The following is a 24,364-nucleotide window of genomic DNA, read 5'->3' as shown; positions in this document are numbered from 1 at the left end:
CTACAGGATGCACGCGCCCGTCGGTACGGGCGTCGATGCCGAGGCAGCCGCGTTCAACTGGCGCGAGACTTCCTGCGCGGTGAGGACGAATCCGGTGTCACTGTCGTCGACGGCAGCACCGAACACGACGCCGAGGACCCGCCCCTGATCATCGACCATCGGTCCACCCGAGTTGCCCTGCCGGATGGATCCGCGCACGGTGTAGACCTCACGCTGGGTGGTTCCGGCCTTGTAGATGTCCGGCCCGTTCAGGTTCAGGACCTCACGAACGCGGGCTGCGCTGGCCGTGTACGGACCACCGCCGGGGTAACCGAGCACCAACGCGTTGTCACCGGTCCGAGCCTGCTCCGGAGCGAACGGCAGCACCGGCGCGTCCAATCCGGGAACCGCCAGAATCGCGATGTCCACGGCGGAGTCGAAGAGCACCACCTGCGCGGGCAGTGCGCCCTCCATGGTGTCCACGGTGATGCTCTCGGTTCCGGCAACCACGTGGGCGTTGGTCATGACGCGTTCGGGGGCGACGATGAATCCGGATCCCTCGAGCGCGCGCTGGCAACTCGGTGCGACGCCGTTGATGCGGAGAACACTCGGACGCAACTGCGCCGCCAACGGACTGGCGAGAACGCTCGCGTCGGGTGCTTCGACCTCGGTGATGGGCGTGCGCCCGAACGGGCCGATGACGTCAGGCAGGCCGGAGGTGTCGAGCAGCGCCGAGAACTCGGTCGGGATGCGGCGCAGCCACTGCGGCGCCACTTCGTCCACGCTGGCGAGAACGTCCGAACCACGAACAGCGGCGGCAATATTCGGCTGCGACGAGGAAGTGAGCGGAATCGCGAGCAACCACGCCGCGACCACGACAGCCACCGCCTGTAGACCCGCACCGATGACGCTGTCGACGGATCGCGCCGTCGGACTGTGCATTCCGCTGCGCGCCGCGCGTCCGAGCACCATGCCGGCGACCTCGCCGATGATGACCAACACGACGATCAGCGAGATGCCCGCGAGGATGCGCAGCTTGCCTTCGGTGACGTGCACGAGCAGGTGCGGCGCCAACAGAATCCCGGCGACGGCACCGAGGATCACGCCGACGAACGCCAGCGCCGACGCCACCGCACCCTGACGCCATCCGGACGTGGCCGCGATGAGGGCAACCAGAACGATGGCGATGTCCACCCAACGAGAACCTGTCATCGCGGCACCGCCGAATCCTCGACACCTTCACCGAACTCGGACAGCGCTGTGTCCAGGTCTCTCACGTCCTCGTAGTTCCACGGAATCTCCCAGCCCGACACCGTGAACAGCGCCGCGAGGATTCCTGCTGTGAACCCCCAGACCAGCATGCCGTCGGCGCGGAACGCCGGGCCCTGGTACCCGAGGGGATGTCGAACCTGAAACCGGTTGTCTGGGTCGAGCAACGTGCGCAGCGGCACCCTGGCCACCCGTCCGACCTCGCCCTCGTCCTGAATGCCCACCGTCGTCGGCTGCTCCCAGTAGCCGAGCACCGGCGTCACGTCGAAACCCGACGGCGGGATGAAGATCTCCGGCAGCACGGTGAGCGGCTGAACTCCGCTCGGATCGAGCCCGGTCTCCTCCTGCGCTTCACGCAGCGCGGTGCCGATGGGGCCGTCGTCGCCCGGATCGGCGGCGCCGCCCGGGAATGCGACCTGTCCGCTGTGCTGACGCATCGTCGACGCCCGTTGGGTCAGCAGGACGTCTGCGCCCTCCGGCAAGCCGCCGACGGCGAGAGGGTCTGCCTCACGCGGTCCGCCGAAGAGCACGAGCACCGCGGCCGGACGCGTCACGGTGCCGCGCGGCGCGCGACGCTCGAGGACGGGGTTGATCCGATGGGGATCGGTGGGCTGGGTGCTGGCGACAGCGCGCAACCACTCGGGAACCGGTGTACTCATACGACGACTCCCAGATATTGCGCCGCAGCGGCGGCGATCTCGTCCGCACTGCGGAAGGGTTGGGGCAAGACCTTGGCGACTGTTCCATCCGCGCGCACGAGCACCGACACCGGCAGCACCGGCGGTGCGCCCACTGCGATCCGTACCTTGCCGTCACCGTCCTGGACGCCGGGCAAACGCACCGAGTAGTCGATGAGTCGCGTCAAAGCGTTCTCCTGATTCGGATCCGAATGCACGGTCAGCACGTTGATGCTGCCGTCGGCGCGCTCCGCGAATTCCTGAAGGTACGGAAGCTCTTCGGCGCATGGCGCGCACCAGTACGCCCACAGATTGAGCAGAGTCGGCTTTCCGCCCACCGCTGCGGCAAGGTCGACGGGCGCTCCGTCGGAGACGCAGTCGAGGGTGATTCCGGCGAGAGCCGAGCCGGCAGGCGCTTCGCCGGTCGGAGTCGGGCAGGAGGCCAGAGCCGCCTGGCTACGGAGTTGATCGAGCGATTCCGACGACGGAGTGAACGTCGGCGGCTGATACGCGGACGAGGACGGGCCCGTCGACGTGGGCGTCGTGTCGTCTCCTCCGCGCGGCCAGATCGCCACGACGAGAGCCGCGACGACCACGAGCGCAGCGAGAGACCATCTTCCGGCACTTGTCATCGGCGATCACAACCCTGCCAGGGCGAGCAGATGATCGGTCTCGGGGCCTTTCACCAGGGCCGCGGCCTCGGTTTTGTCGGTCGGGCCGAGACCGTACGACGGGCAGTCCTTGGCCAGAACACACACACCGCATGCGGGCTTGCGCGCGTGGCAGACCCGTCGGCCGTGAAAGATCACGCGATGCGAGAGCAGAGTCCATTCCTTACGTTCGATCAGTGCCCCGACGGCGTGTTCCACCTTGACGGCATCTTCTTCCTCGGTCCACTTCCACCGACGCACGAGCCGACCGAAGTGGGTGTCGACGGTGATTCCCGGAATGTCGAAGGCATTGCCCAGCACGACGTTCGCGGTCTTGCGTCCGATGCCTGGGAGTTTCACCAGATCTTCGAGCTTGTTCGGGACCTGCCCGTCGTGGCGTTCGAGTAGCGCCTGACCGAGTCCGATCAGCGACGTCGTCTTGTTCCGGTAGAAGCCAGTGGAGCGGATGTACTCCTCGAGTTCGGTCCGATCGGCTTCCGCGTATGCCTTTGCGTCGGGATAACGGGCGAAGAGTGCCGGCGTGACCATGTTGACGCGGACGTCGGTGCATTGCGCCGACAGGATTGTCGCCACTGCCAGTTCCAACGGAGTCGTGAAGTCGAGTTCGCAGTACACGTGTGGGAAAGCCACAGCGAGCTCACGATTCATCCGACGCGCCCGGCGTACCAATCCGAGGTGTGATTCTTCCTTCCGCGCACCCCCCGAACGCGGTTTCTTCCGCTGCTCTGAACTGCCTGTCGGGGTGGTCTGCACTCAGACAACTGTACGGATACGACATGAGTGGAGACTCCGTCGTGTCGATTCTGAGACCTTCGACGTGTTTACTTCCCCCTATGCAAGGACTCGCAGTAATTCTCTTTCCGCTACTGCTTATGCTCTTTGCCCTGGCGATGGAACGAGTCGAAGGGCGATTGCGTCGGCTCTCGGTCCAAGAGCATGAAGTAGAAGACTTCCTCGACCAGGCAAGTCACGACGACGTCGCCCGCCTGGCAAGCGATGGGTTTCCCCATGCGTTCGCCCGCTTCCACCGGAAGCGTAAGGGCCGCCAGTCGGAGGCTCCCGAGAGCGCCAGCCTGGGCGAAATCCGGACACAACGGGCAAGTTGACGGCCATACAAAGTAGTCACCGCAGCGGATTCCGGAAGAATTTTCGGCTCTTACGTGGCATCAATCACTCGTCGCGAGCTAACGGGACGTAGACTTCGATGCCGTACCTGTTGCATTGAACACAGATTGCATTGGACACAGTGTCTCACTCATGAGGGCTGAGCCTGTGTACGACGGTTTGTGCGCAGCGCGGGTACAAAGATAGATAGCGCAAAAATGACACCACAAACGAACAAATCCCAACAAGGAGCGCACGTGGACGACGTCCTGGCAAGAGCCGGCATCTTCCAAGGAGTCGAGCCCTCAGCGGTAGCGGCGCTGACAAAGCAGCTGCAGCCCGTCGACTTCCCCCGTGGACATGTCATCTTCAACGAAGGTGAACCCGGTGACCGCCTGTACATCATCGTGTCCGGCAAGGTGAAGATCGGTCGACGCTCACCCGACGGTCGCGAGAACCTGCTGACGATCATGGGCCCGTCCGACATGTTCGGCGAACTGTCCATCTTCGACCCCGGCCCCCGCACCTCGACGGCTACGACCGTCACCGAGGTTCGCGCCGTGAGCATGGACCGCGACGCTCTCAAGGCATGGATCCAGCAGCGCCCCGAGATCGCCGAGCAGCTTCTGCGCGTTCTCGCCCGCCGTCTGCGTCGTACCAACAACACCCTGGCCGACCTGATCTTCACGGACGTTCCCGGCCGTGTCGCCAAGGCGCTCCTGCAGCTCGCGCAGCGCTTCGGCACTCAGGAAGGTGGCGCCCTGCGCGTCACTCACGACCTCACGCAGGAAGAGATCGCCCAGCTCGTCGGCGCTTCCCGCGAGACCGTCAACAAGGCGCTCGCTGATTTCGCACACCGCGGATGGCTTCGCCTCGAAGGCAAGAGCGTCCTGATCTCGGATTCCGAGCGCCTCGCTCGTCGCGCGCGCTAGCTCTTCCTGTTCGACTCTTTCGGCCGCTCCCGCTTCGGTGGGGGGCGGCCGAAGTCGTTCCTGGACTCTTGTTGTACCTATCGGTAAAGTCTGTACCGATAGGTACATATCTGATCGAGAGGCCCCGCAATGACCGTCCGAGCACCGATTCCGCCCTTCACTCACGAAACTGCCGTCCAGAAGGTCCGCCTCGCCGAGGACGGATGGAACTCACGCGATCCGCACAAGGTGTCGCTGGCCTACACGCCGGACAGTTGGTGGCGTAATCGGTCGACGTTCGTCACCGGCCGATCCGAGATCGTCGAACTTCTGACCGAGAAGTGGACCCGCGAACTGGACTACCGGTTGATCAAAGAGTTGTGGGCACACAGCGACGACCGCATCGCAGTGCGATTCGCGTACGAGTGGCACGATCACGACGGGCAGTGGTTCCGCTCCTACGGCAACGAGAACTGGGAATTCGACGCCGACGGACTCATGCACCACCGTCATGCCAGCATCAACGACGTTCCCATCGAGGAGTCCGAGCGAAAGTTCTTCTGGGATCCGACCGGACCACGCCCGCACGATCATCCGGGCCTGAGCGAGTTGGGTCTGTGATGAAAGGATGAATCCATGGCCAGACAGGTAGCTGAACGCTCGGACACGATTCCCGCTCTCGCGAACGTGTTTCGAACCTACGGGTTCGACGGAGCAAGCCTGGCCGTCATCACCGAACACACCGGTTTGGGCAAAGGCAGTCTCTACAACTTCTTTCCGCGCGGGAAGGAAGAGATGGCCGAGGCGGTGCTCGACGAGGTCGACGGATGGTTTCGCAGCGAGGTCTTCGAACCTCTTCGAGCAGAATCGGTTCCACCGAGGCAGCGCATCCAGAGCATGTTCGCTACCGCGGGCGACTACTTTCGGTCAGGGCAACGCATTTGCCTGTTCGGCGCATTTGCACTCGGTGAAGAGCGAAACCGCTTCGGCGCCAGGGTGCGAACATACTTCGACGAATGGACAGCGACTCTCGAGGCGGCACTCGTCGGTGCCGAAGATTCCATCGGACTCGCCGAAGAAGCCGTGGCCGGGATCCAAGGGGCGATCGTGATGTCCCGGGCCCTGGACGACGGAGCCGTATACAGCCGAGTGACGACGCGACTCGAAGATCGACTGGTACAGGCACTCACGCCGTAACGCATACCGCACGACCACAAAGGCATTTGTGCCGCGGCATCCACCTGGCATGCTCGAAAAAGCATGCACAAGAAGAAAGGAACCCATGCCCTCGTTCGAGACGGTGATCGCATCCACCCCTTCGGGGAAGGTCCGCGGCCGAAAGCGTGACGGTTCCTACTACTTCGGTGCGATCCCCTACGCCAGCGCACCGCGCTTCGAGAAGCCGCGACCGGTGGAACCGTTCTCCGACGTCTTCGACGCCACAGCGCTTGGAACGGTCTTCCCCCAACCACCTTCACGACTCGAACGCATCATGGGGCCACCGCTCCCCGAACCGGAGCACAGCGAGGACAGCTTCACCGTCACCGTCACAACCCCGTCGCTGACCGGTCATCGCCCGGTGATGGTGTGGCTTCACGGTGGCGGGTACTCCAGTGGCGGCGGCTCACTCCCCTGGTACGACGGCGGCGCTTTGTCAGCCGAGGGCGACGTCGTCGTGGTGTCGGTCAACTATCGCGTCGGCGTGCTCGGATACCTCCTCCTCGACGGCGTCAGCGAAGGCAATCTCGGGGTACACGATCAGATCGCGGCGCTCGAGTGGGTGCGCGAGAACATCGAGGCATTCGGCGGCGACCCAGACTCGGTCACCGTATTCGGGCAGTCGGCCGGCGCTCATTCCATTGTGAATCTGTTGAGCAGTAACAACTCTCGAACCCTGTTCCATCGAGCAATTCTGCAGAGCACCCCACGGCCGGACCTCAACTTCACGCAGGCTGCCGCGATCGAGAACGGGGAGACGTTTGCCCGACTGCTCGACGGAGATCCTCGGACCGCGCCGCTCTCCCACATTCTCGACACATTCCGCGGCACGGCTGTCGAGTTCAGCCGGCGGTCCCCCAATGTCGTGCAACCGCCCTTCGCGCCGATCTCCGAACTGGAACCGGTGATCCGAACTTTCGAAACAGCGCTTGACGTCATCGTGGGATACACCCGAGACGAGGGATCTGCTTTCGTGCGCGACGTAGCGGGAGTACCCGATCCCGAACACGTCGCCGAAAAGGCACTGACACAGAACATGTTTGCCGAACCGGCAATGGAGCTGGCCGAGACCTTCACAGCGGCCGGCGCGTCGGTGTACACGTACCGCTTCGACTGGGCACCGACGGACGACGTCTTCGGGGCCACTCACTGCATCGAACTACCCTTCGTGTTGGGAACCGAGCAGTCCTGGCAGGGCTCACCGATGCTGGGCAGCAGCGACTGGCAGAGCATCGACGCACTGGGCCGTCGGATACGCCGCCACTGGACGTCGTTTGCGCACATGGGAAGTCCGGACAGCAGCGAAACCTGGGAGAAGTACACCTCGTCCCAATCGATCGGAATCACCTTCTCCTGAGCAACTTCGGGCGCCTACCCACTCGCGGTAATCCCGTCTAGGATTGCTCCATGGACATGCCCAAGCTCCTCGACGGGCGACTCAAACTCCGCCATCTCCTGCTCGTCGACGCATTGAGCCGTCAGGGCAGTGTGGTCGGCGCCGCTGCCGCACTTCACATCACGCAACCCGTCGCGACCCGCAGTCTGCACGACATCGAGTCCATTCTCGGCGTCTCGCTCTTCGACCGCGGCCCACGCGGCATCACCCCGACCATTTTCGGCGAGGCCTTCACAACTCATGCACGGGCCGTGATCGCGCAGCTGACCGAAGCCGGGCGACACGTCGTCGAACTTGCCGACGCCAATCGCGGAACCGTCATCGTGGGAACACATCTCGCCGGATCCAACGTGCTGCTTCCCGGCGCTATCGCGCGCCTGAAGGTTCACCACCCGTTGCTCACCGTCGTCGTGCGCGAAGGTACGCCAGAGCAGTTGCTCACCGATCTGGAAGCGGGCCGAATCGACCTGATCGTCGGCCGGCTCACCTCACCTACCGATGACACCGCGACAAGACGGAACCTCTACGCCGAATCCGTCGAACTCGTCACCCGCGTAGATCACCCGCTCGCTCACCGCGAGGACGTCCAACTCGAAGAACTACGCGGCTTCCCCTGGATCCTTCCTGGGGTCGAGACAGTGCTCCGACGCGAACTCGAGGAGTTCTTCGCCCGGAACGGCTTGCCGTTGCCCGAAAATCGGGTCGAGGCAACCTCTTTCCTCACCGTGCGTCAGCTACTGGTCGAGACCGACATGATCGCGGTACTACCGAGCCTCATCCCCCGCGACGACGCGCGCTTGACCACCCTGTCCATCACACTCGATCCGATCGGGCACAGCGTCGGCATCACCTCGTCGGCGACTCGCACGTCGAGTCCGTCCGCGCAGGCCCTGATCGCGACGCTGGAGTCCTTTGCAACTGAGCTCATGCGACCGTGAAACGCCGATCGGCCCGTTCCCTCCAGAGGGAACGGGCCGATGTCGGATCGACCAGGACTCAGGCGTTTTCGGAGACGCGAATCTCCTCGTGCTCCAAGCCCCGCGACGAATCGGGGACAATCTTGAACAGTGCGATGGCGCCGACCAGGCTGATCGTGCACACCCCGGCGAGATACCAGGTCACACCGACCGAAGATCCGGTGGCGTCGAGCAGAGCCGTGGCGATCATCGGTGCCAGTCCACCGCCGAGAATCGCACCGCTCTGGAGGATCAGAGACGAGCCGGAATAGCGGACCTTGGCCGGGAAGGTATCGGCGATGATGCTGCCCTGGACACAATGTGTGACCGGAACGATCAGGCCCATGCCCAGGAACGCGATGACGGCGACCATTTTGTTCTCGGTATTGAGGAGCGGGAAGAACACGATGCACCACAACAGGATTGCGGCAGATCCGCCGATGAACATGTGCCGACGCCCGTACTTGTCGGCGATCTTTGTCCAGAACGGGATGGAAAGGAACCACAGGACTGCTGCCGCGGTCACGCTGAGCACCAGGAATTGCTTGTCGTAGCCCAGATGTTGAGTTCCGTACGACAGGGTGAACACCATGAAGGCGTACGCCACGGCGGAGTTCGCCAAGCACGCGGCAAGCGTGAGAGACAAACGGGGGAAGCCGACCTTGAGCGACTCACGCAGCGGGAAGCGGACTATTTCGCCCTTCTCCATGATCCCGGCGAATGACGGCGACTCGGTGACGCGCAGGCGAATCACCAGACCGATCGCCACCAGAACGAAGCTGAGCAGGAACGGGATTCGCCAACCCCACGAAGCGAATGCCGAGTCCGACATCACGGCGTTGGTCGTCAGGAAGATGCCGTTGGCGAGAACCAGTCCGGCGGGTGTGCCCATCTGAGGGAAACCTGCATAGAGATTCTTCTGCCCCGCCGGCGCGTGCTCCATCGACATGAGTGTCGCGCCGGCGCCTTCACCGCCCAGACCGATGCCCTGAACGACGCGCATCGCCACCAGGAGGACGGGCGCCCAGAAACCGATGGAGTCGTAGTTCGGGATGAGGCCGATGAGTGTGGACCCGATGCCCATCATCACCAATGAGACCACGAGCGTGGCCTTGCGCCCGATCCGGTCACCGAAGTGCCCGAACACGAGTCCACCCACCGGCCGTGCAATGAACCCGACGGCGAAGGTGCTGAAGGCAGCCAGCGTGCCGGCCGTGGGGCTCAGGCTCGGGAAGAATTGTTTGTTGAAGATCAACGCGGCGGCTGTGCCGTAGAGGAAGAAGTCGTACCATTCGAGAGTTGTGCCGGCCAGGGTTGCCATGGCAACTCGGCTACGGGCCGCTTTCTCCGGCAACGGCTTTCCGTCGCTCGTAGTGCTGTTGGATATCTTGTCTGACATCGCGGAACCTATCGATTGGATGGGGCAGGCGGACGATGAAGTCTGTAGTCACCGACCCCGTCTTCGGGATTGTCGGTATCACGAGCGTCGTCGATCGTTGTGTTTGGAATTGTGCTCGCTCGAGACATGACTCACAAATGCCGAATTCACCGTCCGCCATACCGGAAAAGGTATAGCCGGGGCCTCAGACGAGACCCAGGAAACGTTCGGCATTCCCCCGCGAAATCAGTTGGCGCGCAGTATCGTCCAAGAACTCACTCTTGCGAACCACCTCACCGACCGGACGCTCCCCCAAGGGGTACGGGTAATCACTACCCACCATCACACGGTCCACCCCCACCGTGTCCACCAACAGTCGCAGCGCACGCTCGTCGAAGACGACGGAATCCACGTAGAACCTTCCCAGGTAGTGCGAAGGCGGGAACTGCGACGTACCGATGATGTCGTTGCGGCCGTGCCAGGCGTTTTCCATCCGGCCCAACCAGAACGCGAAAGATCCACCACCGTGCGCAAATCCGATCTTGAGACGATCGTCGATCTTGTCGAACACCCCACCGAGAATCAGTGCGAGTATCGACAGGTGCGTTTCGGCCGGCATCGCAGTGAGCCACTGCGCCATCCAGCGATCGAGGCGCGGAGAGTTGGCCATGTCCCACGGGTGCACGAATACCGGCACGTCCAGCGACGCGCAGTGCTGCAGGAACGTCACCACCCCCTCGCTGTCGAGGTCCAGATCGCCGACATGATTGCCGATCTCGACACCGCGGTGCCCGTTCGCGATGCACCGCTCCAACTCACGGCACGCTGCGTCGGTGTCTTGCAGAGGCACCTGGCAGAAGGGAATCAAACGATCCTTCGCCGGCTCCACGATCTCGAGTGCGAGGTCGTTGAAGATCCGTGCAATGCGACTTGCCTGCTCACCGCTCCGGCCGTAGTTGAAGAACGCCGGAGTAGGTGAGACGACCTGCTTCTGCACGCCGTCGGCATCCATGTCCCGAAGCCGCACCTCGGCGTCCCAGGCATCGGACTGGATGCGACGGAACTCCTTGGTGCCCATCATGATCATTGCTTCGGTTTCCGACTCGACCTTCAGCCACGGCGCTTGCGGCCCCGCGTCTTCGGTCAGATCCGGCCACCCGTTGGGCACGTAGTGGGTGTGGATGTCGATCAGGTTGCTCATAGCTCAGCCCTTGCCGGGATGGAGCGTGCCGCACTTGTCACACGTGCGGGCTTCTTCGCTCTCGTAGAACTTGACGAACACCGGCGGAAGGTCGGCCACGATGTCGCGCACCTGAAGTTCGACCTCGTGAATCTTGTGATCACATTCGAGGCAGTACCACTGGAACTTCTCGAGCGTGCCTTCCTTGCGGACGCGTTCGATGACCAGGCCGATCGAGCCCGCGGTGGGACGCTGCGGCGAATGCGGAATGTCTCCTGGCAGCAACCAAGTTTCACCCTCGCGAATGTCGACGCGCTGAGGACCGTCTTCGGTCATGACATTGACGTGGATGTCGCCTTCGAGCTGGTAGAACCACTCCTCGTACGGATCGAGGTGGTAGTCGGTCCGCTGGTTGGGGCCGCCGACGACCTGCACGATGAAATCGTCTCCGAGCGCCATCGTCTGATTGTTGACTGGCGGCTGCAGGAGGTGGCGGTTGTCGTCGATCCACTTCTTGAAGTCGATGACGGGAGGAATCGTGGTCATGATGCATTCTCCGTATCTTCGGACGCCGAGCGTCGGGAGGCGGGCACGTACGCCACGCCGGAAATTTCGATGAGCAGGTGAGGGTGGGGCAGCTGGTGAACAGCCACAGTCGTTCTCGTCGGACCGTTTTCGTCGAACAGTTCGGCGTACACCTCGTTGTATCCGCCGAAGTCGTTCATCGACACCAGGTAGGAGGTGACCTGAACCAGATCACTCAGTTCTCCGCCCACTTCGGCGAGAATCGCCGTGATGTTCTCGATGACGGCACGCGTCTGCGCCCGAATGTCGAGCGCCGTGGTCCCCATCTCGTCGACCTCGACGCCGACAAACGTGTTGTCGGGTCGACGCGAACTGGTCCCGGAGACATAGACGAAATCGCCGACCACCTTGACGTGGGGGAACTTTCCGCGCGGCTTCGCCAGCTTCTCGATGACCTGCGCCCCACTCATCGCTTCACACCTTTCACCGTGACGGTTCCGAGTCCGTCGATCGTGCACTGTGCGACGCCCTCGTCGAGTCGCACAGCTGCTGTGGCGGCACCGGCCAGAATTACCTGCCCGGCGCGCAACGGGATTCGGCGTCGACGAGCGATGTCGAGCAGTGCATGCAGAGCTCGCACCGGATCGCCGAGAATGGCCGACGTGGAACCGACTACCGTCTCGCCGCCGACTTCCATACGTACGGAACGGTCTTCGACGTTCTGTAGCGGCAGCCACCTCCCGATCACGTACCCGGCAGCGCTGGTGTTGTCAGCGACGACGTCGGTGTAGGTGAAGCGGAAGTCGCGGTACCGCGAGTCGATGATCTCCATTGCGGGAGCCAGTGCGTCGACGCAGGTTTCGATGTCGACGTGCGGATCGTCGAGATCGACGTCCTTCGACAAGCGGTATGCCACTTCGGGTTCGATCTTGGGATGAATGAACGTCCTCAGGTCGACTTCGCCGCCGTTGCTCACGCACATCGCGTCGGTCAACTGACCGACGATCACTTCGGAGACACCCATCTGCGCCATCTTCGCTTTGCTCGTGAAGCCGAGCTTGATGCCCACAATCGATTCACCACGGCTGGTGCGCCGTTCGAGGAGTTCGTTCTGGATCCGGTAGGCCTGGTCGATGTCGATGGTGTGTTCGTCGGCGAGGCTCGGCGTGTCGGTGCGCGTCTGCGCAGCGTCGTCGAGGCGACGCGCGAGCGCGGATACGGTGTCTTCGGGGGCTGTCATCACGCCTCGCTCATTTCTGGAAATCTTTTGCGGTTTCGATGTTCACAGTTGCACACATACATTCGTCGGTTCGGTGTAGAAGTGCAGCGAGGACTCGCCGCCCTCACGTCCGATGCCGGACAGGCCCATGCCGCCGAAGGGAGATCGCAGTTCGCGGGTGAACCACGTGTTGACCCAGGAGATTCCGACGTTCATCTTCTGCGCGACGCGGTGCCCGCGGCGCAGGTCGTTGGTCCACACGGAGGCAGCAAGGCCGTACTCGGTGTCGTTTGCGAGGGCGATCGCTTCGGCTTCGGTCTCGAACGGAATGAGTGCTGCGACGGGTCCGAAGATCTCCTCGCGCACGGCGCGATCCTTGTTGGTCAAGCCTGTCCACAGGGTGGGTTCGATCCAGGATCCGCCCGACAGTTCCTGTCCGAGGTCCGGAATACCGCCGCCGGTCAGCACTTTCGCGCCTTCCTGCTCGGCGATCTCGAAGTAGTCGAGTACCTTCTTCCGGTGTGCCTGCGAAATGAGCGGTCCGGTCGTCGTTGCATCGAGCGTCGGGTCGCCCAGACGCAGTCCTGCTGCCCGCTCGACGAGTCCACCGGCGATGTCGTCGAAAATGCTGCGGTGCACGTACACCCGCTCGGTGCACAGGCAGACCTGGCCGGTATTGGTGAACACCGATTTGGTCAGGCCCGTCAGGGCTTCGTCGATGTCGACGTCGTCGAAGACGATCGCGGCGTTCTTGCCGCCGAGCTCGAACGAGACCGGACGGACTCGCGGCGCAACGGTTTTCATGACATGCGAACCCGTTGCCGAAGATCCGGTGAAGGTGACCCCGTCGATACCGGGGTGCGTGGTGAGGAACTCGCCGGCCGAGTTCGCACCGAATCCATGGACGACGTTGTAGACGCCGGCAGGCAGGCCGACCTCTTCGAGCACCTCGGCCAGCAACGACGCAGTCGCCGGGGTCTCCTCGGAAGGTTTGACCACCACGGAGTTTCCGCACGCGAGCGCGGGCGCAACCTTCCAGGTCAGGAGAAGCAGCGGCAGGTTCCACGGAACGATCACGGCGACGACGCCGAGCGGCTTGCGGATCGCGTAGTTCAGCGCCTGCTTGCCGCCCGCGAGATCCGTGACAAACGATTCCTGTCCCGCCGCGGCGACGATGTCGGCGAAGGTGCGGAAGTTCGTCAGGGCGCGCGCGACGTCGAGTTCGCGTGCCTGCGTGATCGGCTTGCCGGTGTCCGCCATCTCTGCGGCGACGAACTCTTCGAATCGCTCCTCGATCCGGTCGGCGGCGCGTCGCAGCAGAGCCGTCCGCTCTCGAACCGGCGTATCGGCCCAACCGTTGTCCAGAGCACGTCTGGCAGAGGTCACGGCCCGATCGACCAGGGCCTTGTCGGCCTCGTGGACCCGGGCGAGAACACGGCCCGTTGCTGGGTCGACCTGATCGAAGCTCGACGACTCGTCGGGTTCGACATAGGAGCCGTCCACGTAATTGCGGATCCATCCGTCGCATTGTGAGGTCATGGACTAACTATTGGCCCGTGACCCATATCAAACAAATGCAAAAACTGCCGCCAGCTATACCTCGATCGGCATAGATGGCGGCAGTTCGGCCACACAACTCAGCTCTGCATGTCGGCGCCGAGCGCCTCAGCGTCGCAGATACGCCAACTGCACGTTGACGGATTTCTCCGCGACCGGCCACAACTTCGGGTCCACGTCTGAGTAGACGTGTTCGACTACGTCGCGCACCGAGGCCGACTCCCCCAACGTCGACAGAGCGGCCCGCACCTGATCCAGACGCTCCTCGCGGTGGGCGAGGTACTGCTGCGAAATCGCCTGCAGATCGGGCAGGTCCGGACCGTGCCCGGGAAGAACCGTCAGTCCTTCGCCGAGTGCGGCCAGCGATCGCAGCGAGGTGAGGTAGTCCCCCAGATCGCCGTCGGAGTCGTCGAGAACTGCCGTGCCGCGGCCGAGAATGGTGTCGCCCGTCAGCACGCTCGCATCGTTCTCGATGACTATCGACACCGAATCCGCGGTATGACCCGGCGTCGCGAGGATCCGCAACTTCAGGCCCGCTACCTCGATCACTTCACCGTCGACAAGCGCCGAAGCGCCCCCGCGAAGAAAAGTAGGGTCGACGGAACGCACTGGAGCCGAAGTCAATTCGTGGAAACGGTCCACCCCGCCGGTGTGGTCGTAGTGCCGGTGCGTGATCAAGGTCAGCGCTACCGGACCGATACCAGCGACACGTTGCAGGTGTTCCTCGTCGTTGTCGCCTGGATCGACGACAACACACTCGACGCTGCCCGGAGCATGCAGAATCCAAGTGTTCGTACCGTCCAGCGTCATCATGCCCGGGTTGTTCTCGAGCAAGACCGAAGCGATGTCGGTGACGCGGCGTAGCTGCGCGTAGGCGGGATGGACCGTCGGCATCAGCGAACTTCGACGATCAGTTCCACCTCGACGGGTGAGCCGAGGGGAAGTTCTGCCACGCCGACTGCCGAACGGGCGTGGATACCGGCGTCGCCGAGCACCTCGCCGAGGAACTCGGATGCGCCGTTGATCACGCCGGGCTGGCCGGTGAATCCTTCGGCGGATGCCACGAAGCCGACAACCTTGACGACGCGAACGACGTTGTCGATGCCGACCAGGGCGTCGATGGCAGCAAGAGCGTTGAGCGCGCAGGTGCGAGCCGCGGCCTTGGCGTCCTCATCCGACACGCCCGCGCCGAGCTTGCCGGTCAGCGCCAGTTTTCCGTCGACGAACGGGAGCTGACCCGACGTGTACACGTGGTTGCCGCTGCGAACCGCGGGAACGTAAGCAGCGACGGGTGCCGCGACGGCGGGAAGTGCAATGCCCAGTTCGGCGAGACGCTCCGACCAGGTCTGTGTTGCCTCTGCCATGTGATTCAGCCCTTCGGACGCTTCATGTACGCGACGTGCTGCTCGCCCGACGCGCTCGGCAGGACGGCGACGAGTTCCCAGCCGTCGACACCCCAGTTGTCGAGAATTGCCTTCGGATTGTGGACCAGCAACGGAGTCACGGTGTATTCCCAGGAAGTTATTTCGCTCATGCGGTGAGCCTATCCCGCGTACATCTTCGGCCCCAGACTTATAGGCTCGCGGTGTGGTTGCATCCCAAGATGAGCTGAGCAGGACCTGGCCCGAGTCTGCGACGAAGGCCCGCCTGCACTTTGTGTCAGGTAAAGGCGGAACCGGTAAGTCCACGGTTGCCGCCGCGTTGGCGCTCGCGTTGGCCGAAGGCGGCAAGCGCGTTCTCCTCGTGGAGGTCGAGGGCCGCCAGGGAATCGCGCAGCTCTTCGACGTACCACCGCTTCCACCGCAGGAGACCAAGGTCGCGGCCGCCGAAGGTGGCGGTGAAGTGATGGCTCTGGCCGTCGACATCGAGACCGCGTTCCTCGAATACCTCGAAATGTTCTACAACCTCGGCTTCGCCGGCCGGGCGATGCGTAAGTTCGGCGCCATCGAATTCGCCACCACAATCGCTCCAGGCCTTCGCGACGTTCTGCTCACCGGCAAGATCAAGGAGTGCGTCATCCGCACCGATCGAACCGGCAAACGCGTGTACGACGCCGTTGTCGTCGATGCTCCCCCGACCGGGCGGATCGGCAGCTTCCTCGACGTCACCAAGGCGATGGCCGACCTCGCCAAGGGCGGCCCGGTGCATTCGCAGAGTGAAGGCGTCGTTCGGCTGCTGCACTCGCCGGAGACCGTCGTACATCTTGTTGCGCTTCTCGAAGCGCTGCCCGTTCAGGAAACCGCCGACGCCGCCGCAGAACTGGCGCGTGACGACCTCAACCTCGGTGCCATCATCGTCAACCGCGCCAGCCCGAGGTTCTTGCCCGAAGACCAACTCTCCGGTGCTGCAGCCGGCAACATCGATGCGGCTTCGATCCGGTCGACGCTCTCCGATGTCGGCATCGATCTGTCCGACGACGACTTCGCCGGCCTGCTCACCGAGACGATCGAGCACGCGTCGGTGCTCGAAGCTCAAGAATCCAGTGCGGAGAAGCTCCGCGAGATCGACGGCGCGCGGGTGCAACTTCCCGCACTCGCCGACGGCGTCGATCTCGGTGGGCTCTACGAGCTGGCCGAATACCTCACGGAACAGGGCGTGTGATGACCGAGACCACCGAGAACGTGACGGTCGGCAGTTCCAGGACCGGCCGACGCGCAGCTCCTGCCCTCGATATTTCGGCGATCCTCAAGGACCCGACGGCCCGGATCGTGGTGTGTTGCGGCGCAGGTGGCGTCGGCAAGACCACGACGGCTGCGTCGCTGGCGTTGCGGGCAGCCGAAGAGGGCCGACGCGTAGTCGTCCTCACCATCGATCCGGCCCGTCGCCTCGCACAGGCCTTGGGTGTGGCCGAACTCGACAACACTCCGCAGCCGGTGAAGCTGGGTCCCGAGGCTACGGGCGAACTCCACGCGATGATGCTGAACATGCGTCGGACTTTCGACGAGATGGTCATCGAGCATTCGAGCCCTGAGAAGGCCGAGCAGATCCTGGCGAATCCCTTTTACCAAACCGTTGCCACATCGTTCTCCGGAACGCAGGAGTACATGGCGATGGAGAAGTTGGGGCAGCTGGCGTCGAACGACGCGTGGGATCTGGTGATCGTCGATACCCCGCCGTCGCGCAATGCGCTCGACTTCCTCGACGCTCCACAGAGGCTCGGAACATTCCTCGACGGACGGATGATCCGGCTGCTCTCGGCACCCGGCCGTGGCCTGACCAGGCTCGTGGCCGGCGCGATGGGATTGGCCCTGAAGGGTGTCTCGACCATCGTGGGAAGCCAAATGCTTTCGGATGCATCGGCATTCGTGCAGTCGCTCGACTCGATGTTCGGCGGTTTCCGTGAACGCGCCACGAAGACCTACGAGTTGCTGCGTCAGCCGGGGACTCATTTCCTGGTGATCGCAGCGGCCGAGCCCGACGCTCTCCGTGAGGCGGCGTTCTTCGTCGATCGCCTTGCGGGTGACTCGATGCCGTTGGCCGGTCTGGTTCTCAACCGCACTCACCCGACGTTGACGGCTCTGCCTGCCGATCATGCGGTGACCGCCGCCGACAAACTGGAAGCGAAGGAAAATGCGACCGAGGCCGAGGCCCTCACCGCAGCCGTTCTCCGCATCCATGCCCATCGGGCAGTGATCGCGAAGCGAGAAATCGCCTTGCTGAGTCGATTCACCGCGGCTCACCCGAGGGTGCCGCTGATCGGTGTTCCGTCGCTACCGTTCGAGGTCTCGGACCTCGAGGCGCTGCGCGCGGTGGGAGATCAGCTCACTCGTAAGGGCTGATCCCCCGATCGACCTGGATCAGACTGCTGAGTGATGCTGGCGCTGGTCTTCGAAGAACTCGGACCAGGAGTCGACGTCGGGGTGCTGCTTGAGCAGTGCACGGCGCTGACGTTCGGTCATTCCGCCCCACACACCGAACTCGACACGGTTGTCGAGAGCATCTGCTCCGCACTGCATGAGGACCGGGCAGTGACGGCAGATGGTGGCTGCCTTGCGCTGTGCGGCGCCACGAACAAAAAGTTGGTCGGGATCGACCTCGCGGCATCGCGCCTGAGTTACCCAGGCAATTCGTGCCTCGGCCTGCTCGATGTCCAAACGGCTACTCGGGGTGGCTGTGTACATTCTGGGTCCCCTCTACAAAGTCTGACCGTCGCCATGAGGCGAGCAGCGCACCATCTCAGCCGTCTCGCGGTAGCACGTGAAAGCTGAGACACATTCGTGATCGAGTGTTACGTCGATCACACTGATCACAATTTAGGTAAAGAACGCCCCTAACGCAAGACGGTCGGGAGCATTTTTTGGTACGGCAGTACAAAGCGCGTGTTCAGGAGGTTTTGAACACCCGCAAAACACTGAAACCGGTTCCAATGGGTGGGCACACGTACTCTGTAGATCGTGTCGATTGCAAAAACAGTGGCGAAGCTCGCCGGAAGCTCCGCATTGGCGGGTGTCCTGGTCGCAGGGGTGATGTTCCCGGTGGCCGGCGGATTCGGATTCGCGTCCAATCGCGCTGCCGATACCGTCGACAACGTCTCGGCCGAACTGGTCGAAGGCACGGTCCCCGCGGTGTCCACCATGGTCGATGCGGCAGGCAATCCCATTGCCTGGCTGTACGACCAACGACGCTTCGAAGTCCCGAGCGAGAAGATCTCCAACAACATGAAGTTGGCGATCGTCTCCATCGAGGACCGCCGGTTCCCCGACCACAAGGGCGTCGACTGGCAGGGAACGCTGCGCGCCTTCCTCACCAACACGACGACCGGTGAAGTGCAGCAGGGCGCGTCGACACTCGATCAGCAGTATGTGAAGAACTACCAACTGTTGGTCGTGGCCAAGACGGATGCCGAGCGCCGCGCTGCCATCGAGACCACCCCGGCCCGAAAGATCCGCGAGATCCGGATGGCGCTGACGCTGGACAAGGAACTCACGAAAGACGAGATCCTCACCCGGTACCTCAACCTCGTACCGTTCGGCAACGGATCCTTCGGCATTCAGGACGCGGCTCAGACCTACTTCGGCGTCGACGCCGCAGATCTGACCGTTCCGCAGTCCGCGATGCTGGCCGGCATGGTTCAGTCCAGCTCCGCGCTGAACCCGTACACGAACGTCGAGGGCGTGACCGAGCGTCGTAACACCGTGCTCGACACCATGATCACGAACATTCCGGATCGTGCCGACGAGTTCCGTGCAGCCAAGGAAGAGCCCCTCGGCGTCCTCGAAACCCCCAACAACTTGCCGCGCGGCTGCATCGCTGCAGGCGATCGCGGATTCTTCTGTGATTACGCACTGAAGTACCTCTCGGATGCCGGAATCACCCGCGACCAGATCAACGAGGGTGGTTACCTCATCAAGACCACTCTCGATCCGCAGGTCCAGGCGTCCACCAAGGCCGGACTGAACGCGAACGCGAGCGCCAACCTCGACGGCATCGCGAACGTGATGAACGTGATCAGGCCGGGCCAGGATTCACACAAGGTCATCGCGATGGCCAGCAGTCGCACGTACGGACTCAATGCCGACGCCGACGAAACCGTCCAGGCGCAGCCGTACTCCCTTGCCGGTGACGGTGCGGGTTCCGTCTTCAAGATCTTCACGACCGCTGCGGCGATGGAGAAGGGCCTCGGCATCAACGCGACCCTCGACGTGCCCAAGCGCTTCGAAGCCAAGGGCATGGGTAGCGGTGGTGCGGCAGGCTGCCCGGTCTCGACGTACTGCGTGGAGAACGCCGGCAACTATCCGCCGACGCTGTCCGTGACCGACGCCCTGGCACAGTCCCCAAACACCGCTTTCGTCAAGCTCATCGAGGCGACCGGCGTCACGCCGACCGTCGACATGGCTGTCCGTCTCGGCATGCGCTCGTACGCCGATCCCAACACCTCGGGCTTCGACGAGCGCAGCATGGCCGACTTCCAGAAGGAACAAAACCTCGGTTCGTTCACCCTCGGCCCCACCTGGATCAACCCGCTCGAACTCTCCAACGTGGCGGCCACTCTCGCCTCGCACGGCAAGTGGTGCCCGCCGAGTCCCATCGATTCGGTCTTCGACCGCTACGGCAAGCCGGTGGCCGTCACCGAGCAGGGCTGTGAGCAGGTCGTCGATCCCGGCTTGGCAGACACACTCGCCAACGCCATGAGCCGTGACGACGTCGGCGCCGGTACGTCTGCCGGTGCCGCGAGCAGCGCCGGATGGAGCCTGCCGATGTCGGGCAAGACGGGTACCACCGAGACCCACAAGTCCTCGGCGTTCCTCGGTTTCACCAACAACCTCGCTGCGGCCGTCTACATCTTCGGCGACTCCCCGACACCCGGCGAGATCTGCTCGAGCCCGCTACGCCCCTGCTACAGCGGCAACCTGTACGGCGGTACCGAACCGGCGAGATCCTGGTTCGCGGCAATGAACCCGGTCGCCAACAACTTCGGGCCCACCTCGCTGCCCCCGATCGACGAGAAGTACGCACGGGGATCACAGAACGGCCAGGTTCCCGAGGTTGTCGGCCTGAGCCAGTCGGCGGCGACGTCGAGGTTGCAGGCGTCCGGCTTCACGGTCAATTCCGTGACCACGGCATCCGGAGCACGGGCGGGAACGGTCACCGGAGTTTCGCCGTCCGGGTCCGCGATCCCGGGTTCGACCGTCACGATCTACATCAGTGACGGGTCCGTAAGGGCTCCGGCAGCACCCGCATCCCCGGCAGCTCCAGCAGCTCCGGCACCGGGCGCGACTCCCCCGGATGCGACTCCGCCGGGAGGCGAACCCGCACCGCCTGCGGGGACCCCACCGAACTGACGGCCCTGAAAACTGACGGCCCTGAAAACAAGAACGGCCGCGATCTCCGAGTGACTCGGAGTTCGCGGCCGTTTTCGGTTTCCGGTGGCGCGCTTCTACAGGCGGGACTTCACTGCTGCAGAGATACGTGCGCCATCGGCCTTGCCCTTGGCCAGCGCGCTGGCGGCCTTGATGACCTGGCCCATCTGACGCATACCCGGACGCTCACCGAGCTCCTCGGACACCTGAGCGAGGGCGGTGTCGACGACGTCGACGAGTTCGGCGTCGGTCAACGGCGTCGGCAGGTACTCGTCGATGATCTGAGCTTCGGCGCGCTCTTTCGCGGCAAGTTCACCGCGGCCGTTCTCGGTGTAGATCTCGGCCGATTCGCCGCGCTTCTTCGATTCCTTTGCAAGGACTTTGATGATTTCTTCGTCGGTGAGGACCCGTGCTTCCTTACCGGCAACCTCTTCGGTCTGGATGGCTGCCATGAGCATCCGAAGGGTGGCTGTACGTAGCGGATCCTTCGCCTTCATGGATGCAACCATGTCGGTTCGGAGGGTGGCTTTGAGCGATGGTGTCGTGTCGGACATGGTGGAAACGCTACGCGCTCGGCGTTTCGAGCGTGCCGATAGTTACCTCCGCCCGGACACAATTCTCTGTGGAATAGCTGTAAAAGGCGGCGAGAGCGACGCAGAAGAACGCCACACCCGTATCCTTGAGAGGTGTCTTCCCAGTTCCGCACCAATCTGACCCGCACCGCACTTGGTGCCGCGGGCGCCGCTGCACTAGGGATCGGGTACGCATCCGGCATCGAACGCAATGCATTTGCACTGCGTGAGGTGACGATGCCAGTCCTGGCGCCCGGTTCGTCGTCGCTGCGGGTCCTCCATCTCAGCGACCTGCACATGATGCCGAACCAACGGTTGAAACAGAATTGGTTGCGTGAGCTCGAAGGCCTCGACCCCGACCTCGTGGTCAACACCGGAGACAACTTGTCGCATCAGCGCAGCGTCCCGGCAGTGGTCCAGGCGCTCGGCGATCTGTTGGCTCGGCCGGGTCTGTTCGTCTTCGGCAGCAACGACTACTTCGCTCCGAAACCGAAGAATCCACTGAGCTACATCTTCAACAAGGACAAGCGCATCACCGGGGATCCCCTCCCCTGGGGCGATCTGCGGGCCGCGTTCACCGAACGTGGATGGCTGGACATGACCCACGTGCGCCGCGAACTCGAAGTGGCCGGTATTCGCATTGCTGCCGCCGGCGTCGATGATCCGCACCTGAAGCGCGATCGCTACGACACCGTCGCCGGAACACCCAATCCCGTCGCCCAGCTCAAGCTCGGCCTGACGCACTCGCCCGAACCTCGAGTTCTCGACCGGTTCGCCGACGACGGCTACGACCTGGTGCTCGCCGGCCACACGCACGGTGGTCAGCTGTGCCTTCCGTTCTACGGCGCGCTGGTCACCAACTGCCAGATCGACCGATCCCGGGTCAAGGGACCGTCGAAGTGGGGCGCACACACCCAGCTGCACGTCTCAGCAGGCATCGGCACTTCGCCGTGGGCTCCGGCACGCTTCTGCTGCCGCCCCGAGGCAACTCTGCTGACTTTGGTTCCGGCGACCAGGCGCGAACCGGAGCATGTCTCCGCACACAGTTCCGCAGAGTCTCCAGCGTCGGTTCTACGCAACTGACCTGCGGATTTAATGTCAGTCGACTCGGTAATGTAAGCTAACCGAGGTTCGACACGGGGTGTGGCGCAGCTTGGTAGCGCGCTTCGTTCGGGACGAAGAGGTCGTGGGTTCAAATCCCGCCACCCCGACAGTGAAGAACAGAAATCGAGGCCCTTCCGCTCACGCGGGAGGGCCTCGATTTCGTTGACGATAAGGTGAAGCCGTGGCATCCGAACCAGACTTCGCGCACAACGACATGGCGAGCCGTAGCCGACGTGAGAAAGCTGTCGGTCTTGCCAAGTTCGCCTGGGATCGCGATATCAGTAGTGCAGAGTTGCTCGACATGCCCGACGATCGGCTGCGCAAGCTTGCGCGGGCGGCGGGCGCCAATCCGCCGAGCACGCGGGAGACCTGGACGATCGCAGCCGGACTGCTCGACGAGAAAGCCGTGTGGGCAGCAGCCAACCCAGACCGTCCCGAAGCTCGGCGTGAGCATCCGGACGAGAAGATCATGTGGGTGAAGAAGCCGATCGAGCCCTGGCTGTAGTACTTCGCTCCGCGAGGCATGCCTGAACCCGGGCCGCGTTCCTCTCGAGAACAGTCGCGTAGTCGTCGATGTCACCACTGTCCGGGGATCCGCTGAGCACCGAAATAGCGAGCACGTCACCCACCGAGTAGATACCGTGATTGAAGGGACTCCTCGGGGACGCGTATGGGAAAGACACGGTCGACAGGATCTTCGAGGTGCCGAGTGTCATGACAGCGGGACCACGGTTGACACTGCTCGCGACAGTTCCCAGTTTGGGCTCCGCGGACAATCCAGCTTTGATCGCAATTGCCGGAAGTTCGTATTGCAGTGCGCGTACGGCTCGGTATGCGTCGAGATATCCCGCTTTGGCCTGATTGTTGTTCTTGGTGATGGCGACAAGTCGCTCCTCGATATCTACTGTGCCCAACGCCAAGTCGATGTGATAGCAGCCCATGTGATTTTGTCCGCGCACTGCGGCACCCACGGGTGCCCCGGACATAACTTGCATCGACCGCGGACTTTTGTCACCGAAATATTCTTCCAAAGACAACGAGATCACGGTCTGGGCAATGGCAGTCACCGTAACTCCTGGCCATTCTTTCTTGATCTCTCGAATCAGTACCAAATCGAGCGCGACCGCTGTCGCCGAGCGCTCGCCGGTGAAGGTCACAGCGCCACCACCTGAATCCGGCGCGTCGTACTTCCGGGACTCCGGCAGAGCCCTTAATGCGCGGACATACTTACGCGGCGTTCCAATAATTCCCATGACGGACGACCACCACGGGTTCGGCGTTGTCAGTTGCGGAACAAAGTCGGGTAATTGCTTCGTCGAAAACAGATCGTGAACGATTTCGTTGTACATCCGTCCGTCCCCCAGAGCATGGGAGGCCTTGAGAATCACTACCGTTGCTTCCCCCTGCACTCCAGGCGCATCGCGAACACCTCGAATGACGTGCAGACGCCACAGACATTGGTAAGGATCTACAAACCGCGCCGCCAACTCGGCAGAGTATTCGAACACACCTTTCCACGTCGAAATTTCAACATTATCTTCGACATGGTCGTCAATATCGAACGGTTTGGAGTCAATCCAGTAGGGAAAATTCAACCCTCCAGGGACTCTGGTCAAAGTCCATCGCAATTGCGGGATCCTCGACGCACGCGCAGCAAGGAGTTCGAGCAGTTCTTTTCTATCGAGCGGTAGAGAGCTATCTGAATCGAACAGGAATATCGTTAGAACATCGGTAGAACGGTTTTCCACGTTGGCCGCAATCAATCCGAAATCTACCGAGGTCAGTTGCCTGGTGGGCATAAATCTCCAATCGAAATCTTGAAAGCAGGGCGCGAATGGAAGCTGTCAG

The 24,364-nt window shown here is 62.9% G+C and carries 27 protein-coding genes and 1 tRNA gene; 12 read left to right on the top strand and 16 right to left on the bottom strand.

The genetic code is table 11. The features are described from left to right. The 4 genes from AC1Q6C_RS12550 to nth are packed head-to-tail and all read right to left on the bottom strand — an operon-like array spanning position 1 to position 3,349. On the bottom strand, positions 1-1,191 hold the full coding sequence (locus AC1Q6C_RS12550; RefSeq protein ID WP_003946095.1) for a MarP family serine protease: 1,191 nt from the start codon (positions 1,189-1,191) through the stop codon (positions 1-3). After that, on the bottom strand, positions 1,188-1,907 hold the full coding sequence (locus tag AC1Q6C_RS12545; protein ID WP_058038253.1) for an NUDIX hydrolase: 720 nt from the start codon (positions 1,905-1,907) through the stop codon (positions 1,188-1,190). Before AC1Q6C_RS12545 ends, AC1Q6C_RS12550 begins: the two co-directional genes overlap by 4 nt. Further along, positions 1,904-2,557 carry a TlpA family protein disulfide reductase gene (locus AC1Q6C_RS12540; protein WP_003943500.1) on the bottom strand — a complete coding sequence of 218 codons (654 nt, stop codon included), beginning with the start codon at positions 2,555-2,557 and terminating at the stop codon, positions 1,904-1,906. Before AC1Q6C_RS12540 ends, AC1Q6C_RS12545 begins: the two co-directional genes overlap by 4 nt. Positions 2,558-2,563: 6 nt before the next feature. Then, complete coding sequence (gene nth, locus AC1Q6C_RS12535) at positions 2,564-3,349, bottom strand: endonuclease III (RefSeq protein ID WP_003943471.1); 786 nt, start codon at positions 3,347-3,349, stop codon at positions 2,564-2,566. 80 nt (positions 3,350-3,429) lie between these two features. On the opposite strand from nth, the gene AC1Q6C_RS12530 reads away from it, so the two are divergent. The 6 genes from AC1Q6C_RS12530 (at position 3,430) to AC1Q6C_RS12505 (ending at position 8,163) form a co-directional block, all read left to right on the top strand. Further along, on the top strand, positions 3,430-3,702 hold the full coding sequence (locus AC1Q6C_RS12530; RefSeq protein WP_019746620.1) for a hypothetical protein: 273 nt from the start codon (positions 3,430-3,432) through the stop codon (positions 3,700-3,702). Positions 3,703-3,957: 255 nt separating this feature from the next. Then, entirely contained in the window at positions 3,958-4,632 is a 675-nt protein-coding gene (locus AC1Q6C_RS12525; protein WP_003943506.1) for a Crp/Fnr family transcriptional regulator, read from the top strand. Between the two features lie 129 nt (positions 4,633-4,761). Further along, the gene (locus AC1Q6C_RS12520; RefSeq protein WP_007732407.1) at positions 4,762-5,232 is read left to right on the top strand and encodes a nuclear transport factor 2 family protein; all 471 of its coding nucleotides are present in this window, start codon (positions 4,762-4,764) and stop codon (positions 5,230-5,232) included. 15 nt (positions 5,233-5,247) lie between these two features. Beyond that, positions 5,248-5,808 carry a TetR/AcrR family transcriptional regulator gene (locus AC1Q6C_RS12515; protein WP_230359453.1) on the top strand — a complete coding sequence of 187 codons (561 nt, stop codon included), beginning with the start codon at positions 5,248-5,250 and terminating at the stop codon, positions 5,806-5,808. An 85-nt stretch (positions 5,809-5,893) separates the two neighbouring features. Continuing rightward, positions 5,894-7,186: a carboxylesterase family protein gene (locus AC1Q6C_RS12510; protein WP_070160866.1), complete on the top strand. Its 1,293-nt coding sequence runs from the start codon at positions 5,894-5,896 to the stop codon at positions 7,184-7,186. Positions 7,187-7,236: 50 nt separating this feature from the next. Beyond that, entirely contained in the window at positions 7,237-8,163 is a 927-nt protein-coding gene (locus tag AC1Q6C_RS12505) for a LysR substrate-binding domain-containing protein (RefSeq protein ID WP_003943516.1), read from the top strand. 58 nt (positions 8,164-8,221) lie between these two features. Here AC1Q6C_RS12505 and AC1Q6C_RS12500 read toward each other — a convergent pair whose 3' ends face one another. From AC1Q6C_RS12500 to sp36, 9 genes are all read right to left on the bottom strand, one after another. Continuing rightward, positions 8,222-9,580: an MFS transporter gene (locus AC1Q6C_RS12500; RefSeq protein ID WP_042446679.1), complete on the bottom strand. Its 1,359-nt coding sequence runs from the start codon at positions 9,578-9,580 to the stop codon at positions 8,222-8,224. Between the two features lie 184 nt (positions 9,581-9,764). After that, entirely contained in the window at positions 9,765-10,760 is a 996-nt protein-coding gene (locus AC1Q6C_RS12495) for an amidohydrolase family protein (RefSeq protein WP_042446676.1), read from the bottom strand. 3 nt (positions 10,761-10,763) lie between these two features. Beyond that, positions 10,764-11,285: a 3-hydroxyanthranilate 3,4-dioxygenase gene (locus AC1Q6C_RS12490; protein ID WP_003943511.1), complete on the bottom strand. Its 522-nt coding sequence runs from the start codon at positions 11,283-11,285 to the stop codon at positions 10,764-10,766. Then, complete coding sequence (locus AC1Q6C_RS12485; RefSeq protein WP_007732394.1) at positions 11,282-11,734, bottom strand: RidA family protein; 453 nt, start codon at positions 11,732-11,734, stop codon at positions 11,282-11,284. The genes AC1Q6C_RS12490 and AC1Q6C_RS12485 overlap by 4 nt, the downstream gene beginning before the upstream one ends. Next, on the bottom strand, positions 11,731-12,504 hold the full coding sequence (locus AC1Q6C_RS12480) for a 2-keto-4-pentenoate hydratase (RefSeq protein ID WP_230359452.1): 774 nt from the start codon (positions 12,502-12,504) through the stop codon (positions 11,731-11,733). Before AC1Q6C_RS12480 ends, AC1Q6C_RS12485 begins: the two co-directional genes overlap by 4 nt. Before the next feature lie 42 nt (positions 12,505-12,546). Continuing rightward, positions 12,547-14,022 (bottom strand): 2-hydroxymuconic semialdehyde dehydrogenase, encoded by a 1,476-nt coding sequence (locus AC1Q6C_RS12475; RefSeq protein WP_042446666.1) that lies wholly within the window; start codon positions 14,020-14,022, stop codon positions 12,547-12,549. Positions 14,023-14,148: 126 nt separating this feature from the next. After that, positions 14,149-14,934, bottom strand: a complete 786-nt coding sequence (locus tag AC1Q6C_RS12470; RefSeq protein ID WP_230359451.1) for an MBL fold metallo-hydrolase — start codon at positions 14,932-14,934, stop codon at positions 14,149-14,151. Further along, a complete protein-coding gene (locus AC1Q6C_RS12465) occupies positions 14,934-15,404 on the bottom strand; it encodes a RidA family protein (RefSeq protein ID WP_003943508.1) in 471 nt (156 codons plus the stop codon). Before AC1Q6C_RS12465 ends, AC1Q6C_RS12470 begins: the two co-directional genes overlap by 1 nt. Before the next feature lie 5 nt (positions 15,405-15,409). After that, a complete protein-coding gene (sp36, locus tag AC1Q6C_RS12460; protein WP_003943454.1) occupies positions 15,410-15,574 on the bottom strand; it encodes a Sp36 family protein in 165 nt (54 codons plus the stop codon). Between the two features lie 53 nt (positions 15,575-15,627). Here sp36 and bagA point away from each other — a divergent pair, with 53 nt between their 5' ends. Continuing rightward, positions 15,628-16,641, top strand: a complete 1,014-nt coding sequence (bagA, locus tag AC1Q6C_RS12455) for an ATPase BagA (protein WP_037130910.1) — start codon at positions 15,628-15,630, stop codon at positions 16,639-16,641. After that, complete coding sequence (gene bagB / locus AC1Q6C_RS12450; protein WP_492666641.1) at positions 16,641-17,819, top strand: ATPase BagB; 1,179 nt, start codon at positions 16,641-16,643, stop codon at positions 17,817-17,819. The genes bagA and bagB overlap by 1 nt, the downstream gene beginning before the upstream one ends. Before the next feature lie 18 nt (positions 17,820-17,837). Here the strand turns inward: bagB and AC1Q6C_RS12445 are convergent, their stop codons facing one another. Beyond that, positions 17,838-18,161: a WhiB family transcriptional regulator gene (locus tag AC1Q6C_RS12445; RefSeq protein ID WP_007732375.1), complete on the bottom strand. Its 324-nt coding sequence runs from the start codon at positions 18,159-18,161 to the stop codon at positions 17,838-17,840. Between the two features lie 291 nt (positions 18,162-18,452). Here AC1Q6C_RS12445 and AC1Q6C_RS12440 point away from each other — a divergent pair, with 291 nt between their 5' ends. After that, on the top strand, positions 18,453-20,822 hold the full coding sequence (locus tag AC1Q6C_RS12440; protein WP_050655305.1) for a penicillin-binding protein: 2,370 nt from the start codon (positions 18,453-18,455) through the stop codon (positions 20,820-20,822). Positions 20,823-20,917: 95 nt separating this feature from the next. Here the strand turns inward: AC1Q6C_RS12440 and AC1Q6C_RS12435 are convergent, their stop codons facing one another. Further along, complete coding sequence (locus tag AC1Q6C_RS12435) at positions 20,918-21,394, bottom strand: GatB/YqeY domain-containing protein (RefSeq protein ID WP_003943491.1); 477 nt, start codon at positions 21,392-21,394, stop codon at positions 20,918-20,920. 132 nt (positions 21,395-21,526) lie between these two features. On the opposite strand from AC1Q6C_RS12435, the gene AC1Q6C_RS12430 reads away from it, so the two are divergent. From AC1Q6C_RS12430 to AC1Q6C_RS12420, 3 genes are all read left to right on the top strand, one after another. Further along, entirely contained in the window at positions 21,527-22,495 is a 969-nt protein-coding gene (locus AC1Q6C_RS12430; RefSeq protein WP_003943461.1) for a metallophosphoesterase, read from the top strand. Positions 22,496-22,549: 54 nt separating this feature from the next. After that, positions 22,550-22,623 (top strand) — tRNA-Pro (locus AC1Q6C_RS12425). Positions 22,624-22,697: 74 nt separating this feature from the next. Further along, positions 22,698-23,021: a hypothetical protein gene (locus tag AC1Q6C_RS12420; RefSeq protein ID WP_003943496.1), complete on the top strand. Its 324-nt coding sequence runs from the start codon at positions 22,698-22,700 to the stop codon at positions 23,019-23,021. On the opposite strand, the gene AC1Q6C_RS12415 is transcribed toward AC1Q6C_RS12420, so the two are convergent. Continuing rightward, positions 22,984-24,315 carry a wax ester/triacylglycerol synthase domain-containing protein gene (locus AC1Q6C_RS12415; protein WP_218679768.1) on the bottom strand — a complete coding sequence of 444 codons (1,332 nt, stop codon included), beginning with the start codon at positions 24,313-24,315 and terminating at the stop codon, positions 22,984-22,986. The genes AC1Q6C_RS12420 and AC1Q6C_RS12415 overlap by 38 nt on opposite strands. Between the last annotated feature and the right edge of the window lie 49 nt (positions 24,316-24,364).

This window comes from Rhodococcus sp. MT28 (genome assembly GCF_058792695.1).
This window is presented reverse-complemented; position numbering and strand designations above follow the sequence as displayed.

Bases quoted from the DNA above. Each gene is read 5' to 3' on its own strand.
- AC1Q6C_RS12470 (WP_230359451.1), bottom strand. From the start codon at position 14,934: ATGCCGACGGTCCATCCCGCCTACGCGCAGCTACGCCGCGTCACCGAC.
- AC1Q6C_RS12495 (WP_042446676.1), bottom strand. From the start codon at position 10,760: ATGAGCAACCTGATCGACATCCACACCCACTACGTGCCCAACGGGTGG.
- AC1Q6C_RS12485 (WP_007732394.1), bottom strand. From the start codon at position 11,734: ATGAGTGGGGCGCAGGTCATCGAGAAGCTGGCGAAGCCGCGCGGAAAG.
- AC1Q6C_RS12500 (WP_042446679.1), bottom strand. From the start codon at position 9,580: ATGTCAGACAAGATATCCAACAGCACTACGAGCGACGGAAAGCCGTTG.
- AC1Q6C_RS12475 (WP_042446666.1), bottom strand. From the start codon at position 14,022: ATGACCTCACAATGCGACGGATGGATCCGCAATTACGTGGACGGCTCC.
- AC1Q6C_RS12415 (WP_218679768.1), bottom strand. From the start codon at position 24,315: ATGCCCACCAGGCAACTGACCTCGGTAGATTTCGGATTGATTGCGGCC.
- AC1Q6C_RS12515 (WP_230359453.1), top strand. From the start codon at position 5,248: ATGGCCAGACAGGTAGCTGAACGCTCGGACACGATTCCCGCTCTCGCG.
- AC1Q6C_RS12480 (WP_230359452.1), bottom strand. From the start codon at position 12,504: ATGACAGCCCCCGAAGACACCGTATCCGCGCTCGCGCGTCGCCTCGAC.
- AC1Q6C_RS12520 (WP_007732407.1), top strand. From the start codon at position 4,762: ATGACCGTCCGAGCACCGATTCCGCCCTTCACTCACGAAACTGCCGTC.
- AC1Q6C_RS12505 (WP_003943516.1), top strand. From the start codon at position 7,237: ATGGACATGCCCAAGCTCCTCGACGGGCGACTCAAACTCCGCCATCTC.
- AC1Q6C_RS12545 (WP_058038253.1), bottom strand. From the start codon at position 1,907: ATGAGTACACCGGTTCCCGAGTGGTTGCGCGCTGTCGCCAGCACCCAG.
- AC1Q6C_RS12530 (WP_019746620.1), top strand. From the start codon at position 3,430: ATGCAAGGACTCGCAGTAATTCTCTTTCCGCTACTGCTTATGCTCTTT.
- AC1Q6C_RS12510 (WP_070160866.1), top strand. From the start codon at position 5,894: ATGCCCTCGTTCGAGACGGTGATCGCATCCACCCCTTCGGGGAAGGTC.
- sp36 (WP_003943454.1), bottom strand. From the start codon at position 15,574: ATGAGCGAAATAACTTCCTGGGAATACACCGTGACTCCGTTGCTGGTC.
- AC1Q6C_RS12540 (WP_003943500.1), bottom strand. From the start codon at position 2,557: ATGACAAGTGCCGGAAGATGGTCTCTCGCTGCGCTCGTGGTCGTCGCG.
- AC1Q6C_RS12550 (WP_003946095.1), bottom strand. From the start codon at position 1,191: ATGACAGGTTCTCGTTGGGTGGACATCGCCATCGTTCTGGTTGCCCTC.
- AC1Q6C_RS12445 (WP_007732375.1), bottom strand. From the start codon at position 18,161: ATGTACACAGCCACCCCGAGTAGCCGTTTGGACATCGAGCAGGCCGAG.
- bagB (WP_492666641.1), top strand. From the start codon at position 16,641: ATGACCGAGACCACCGAGAACGTGACGGTCGGCAGTTCCAGGACCGGC.
- AC1Q6C_RS12465 (WP_003943508.1), bottom strand. From the start codon at position 15,404: ATGGCAGAGGCAACACAGACCTGGTCGGAGCGTCTCGCCGAACTGGGC.
- AC1Q6C_RS12490 (WP_003943511.1), bottom strand. From the start codon at position 11,285: ATGACCACGATTCCTCCCGTCATCGACTTCAAGAAGTGGATCGACGAC.
- AC1Q6C_RS12435 (WP_003943491.1), bottom strand. From the start codon at position 21,394: ATGTCCGACACGACACCATCGCTCAAAGCCACCCTCCGAACCGACATG.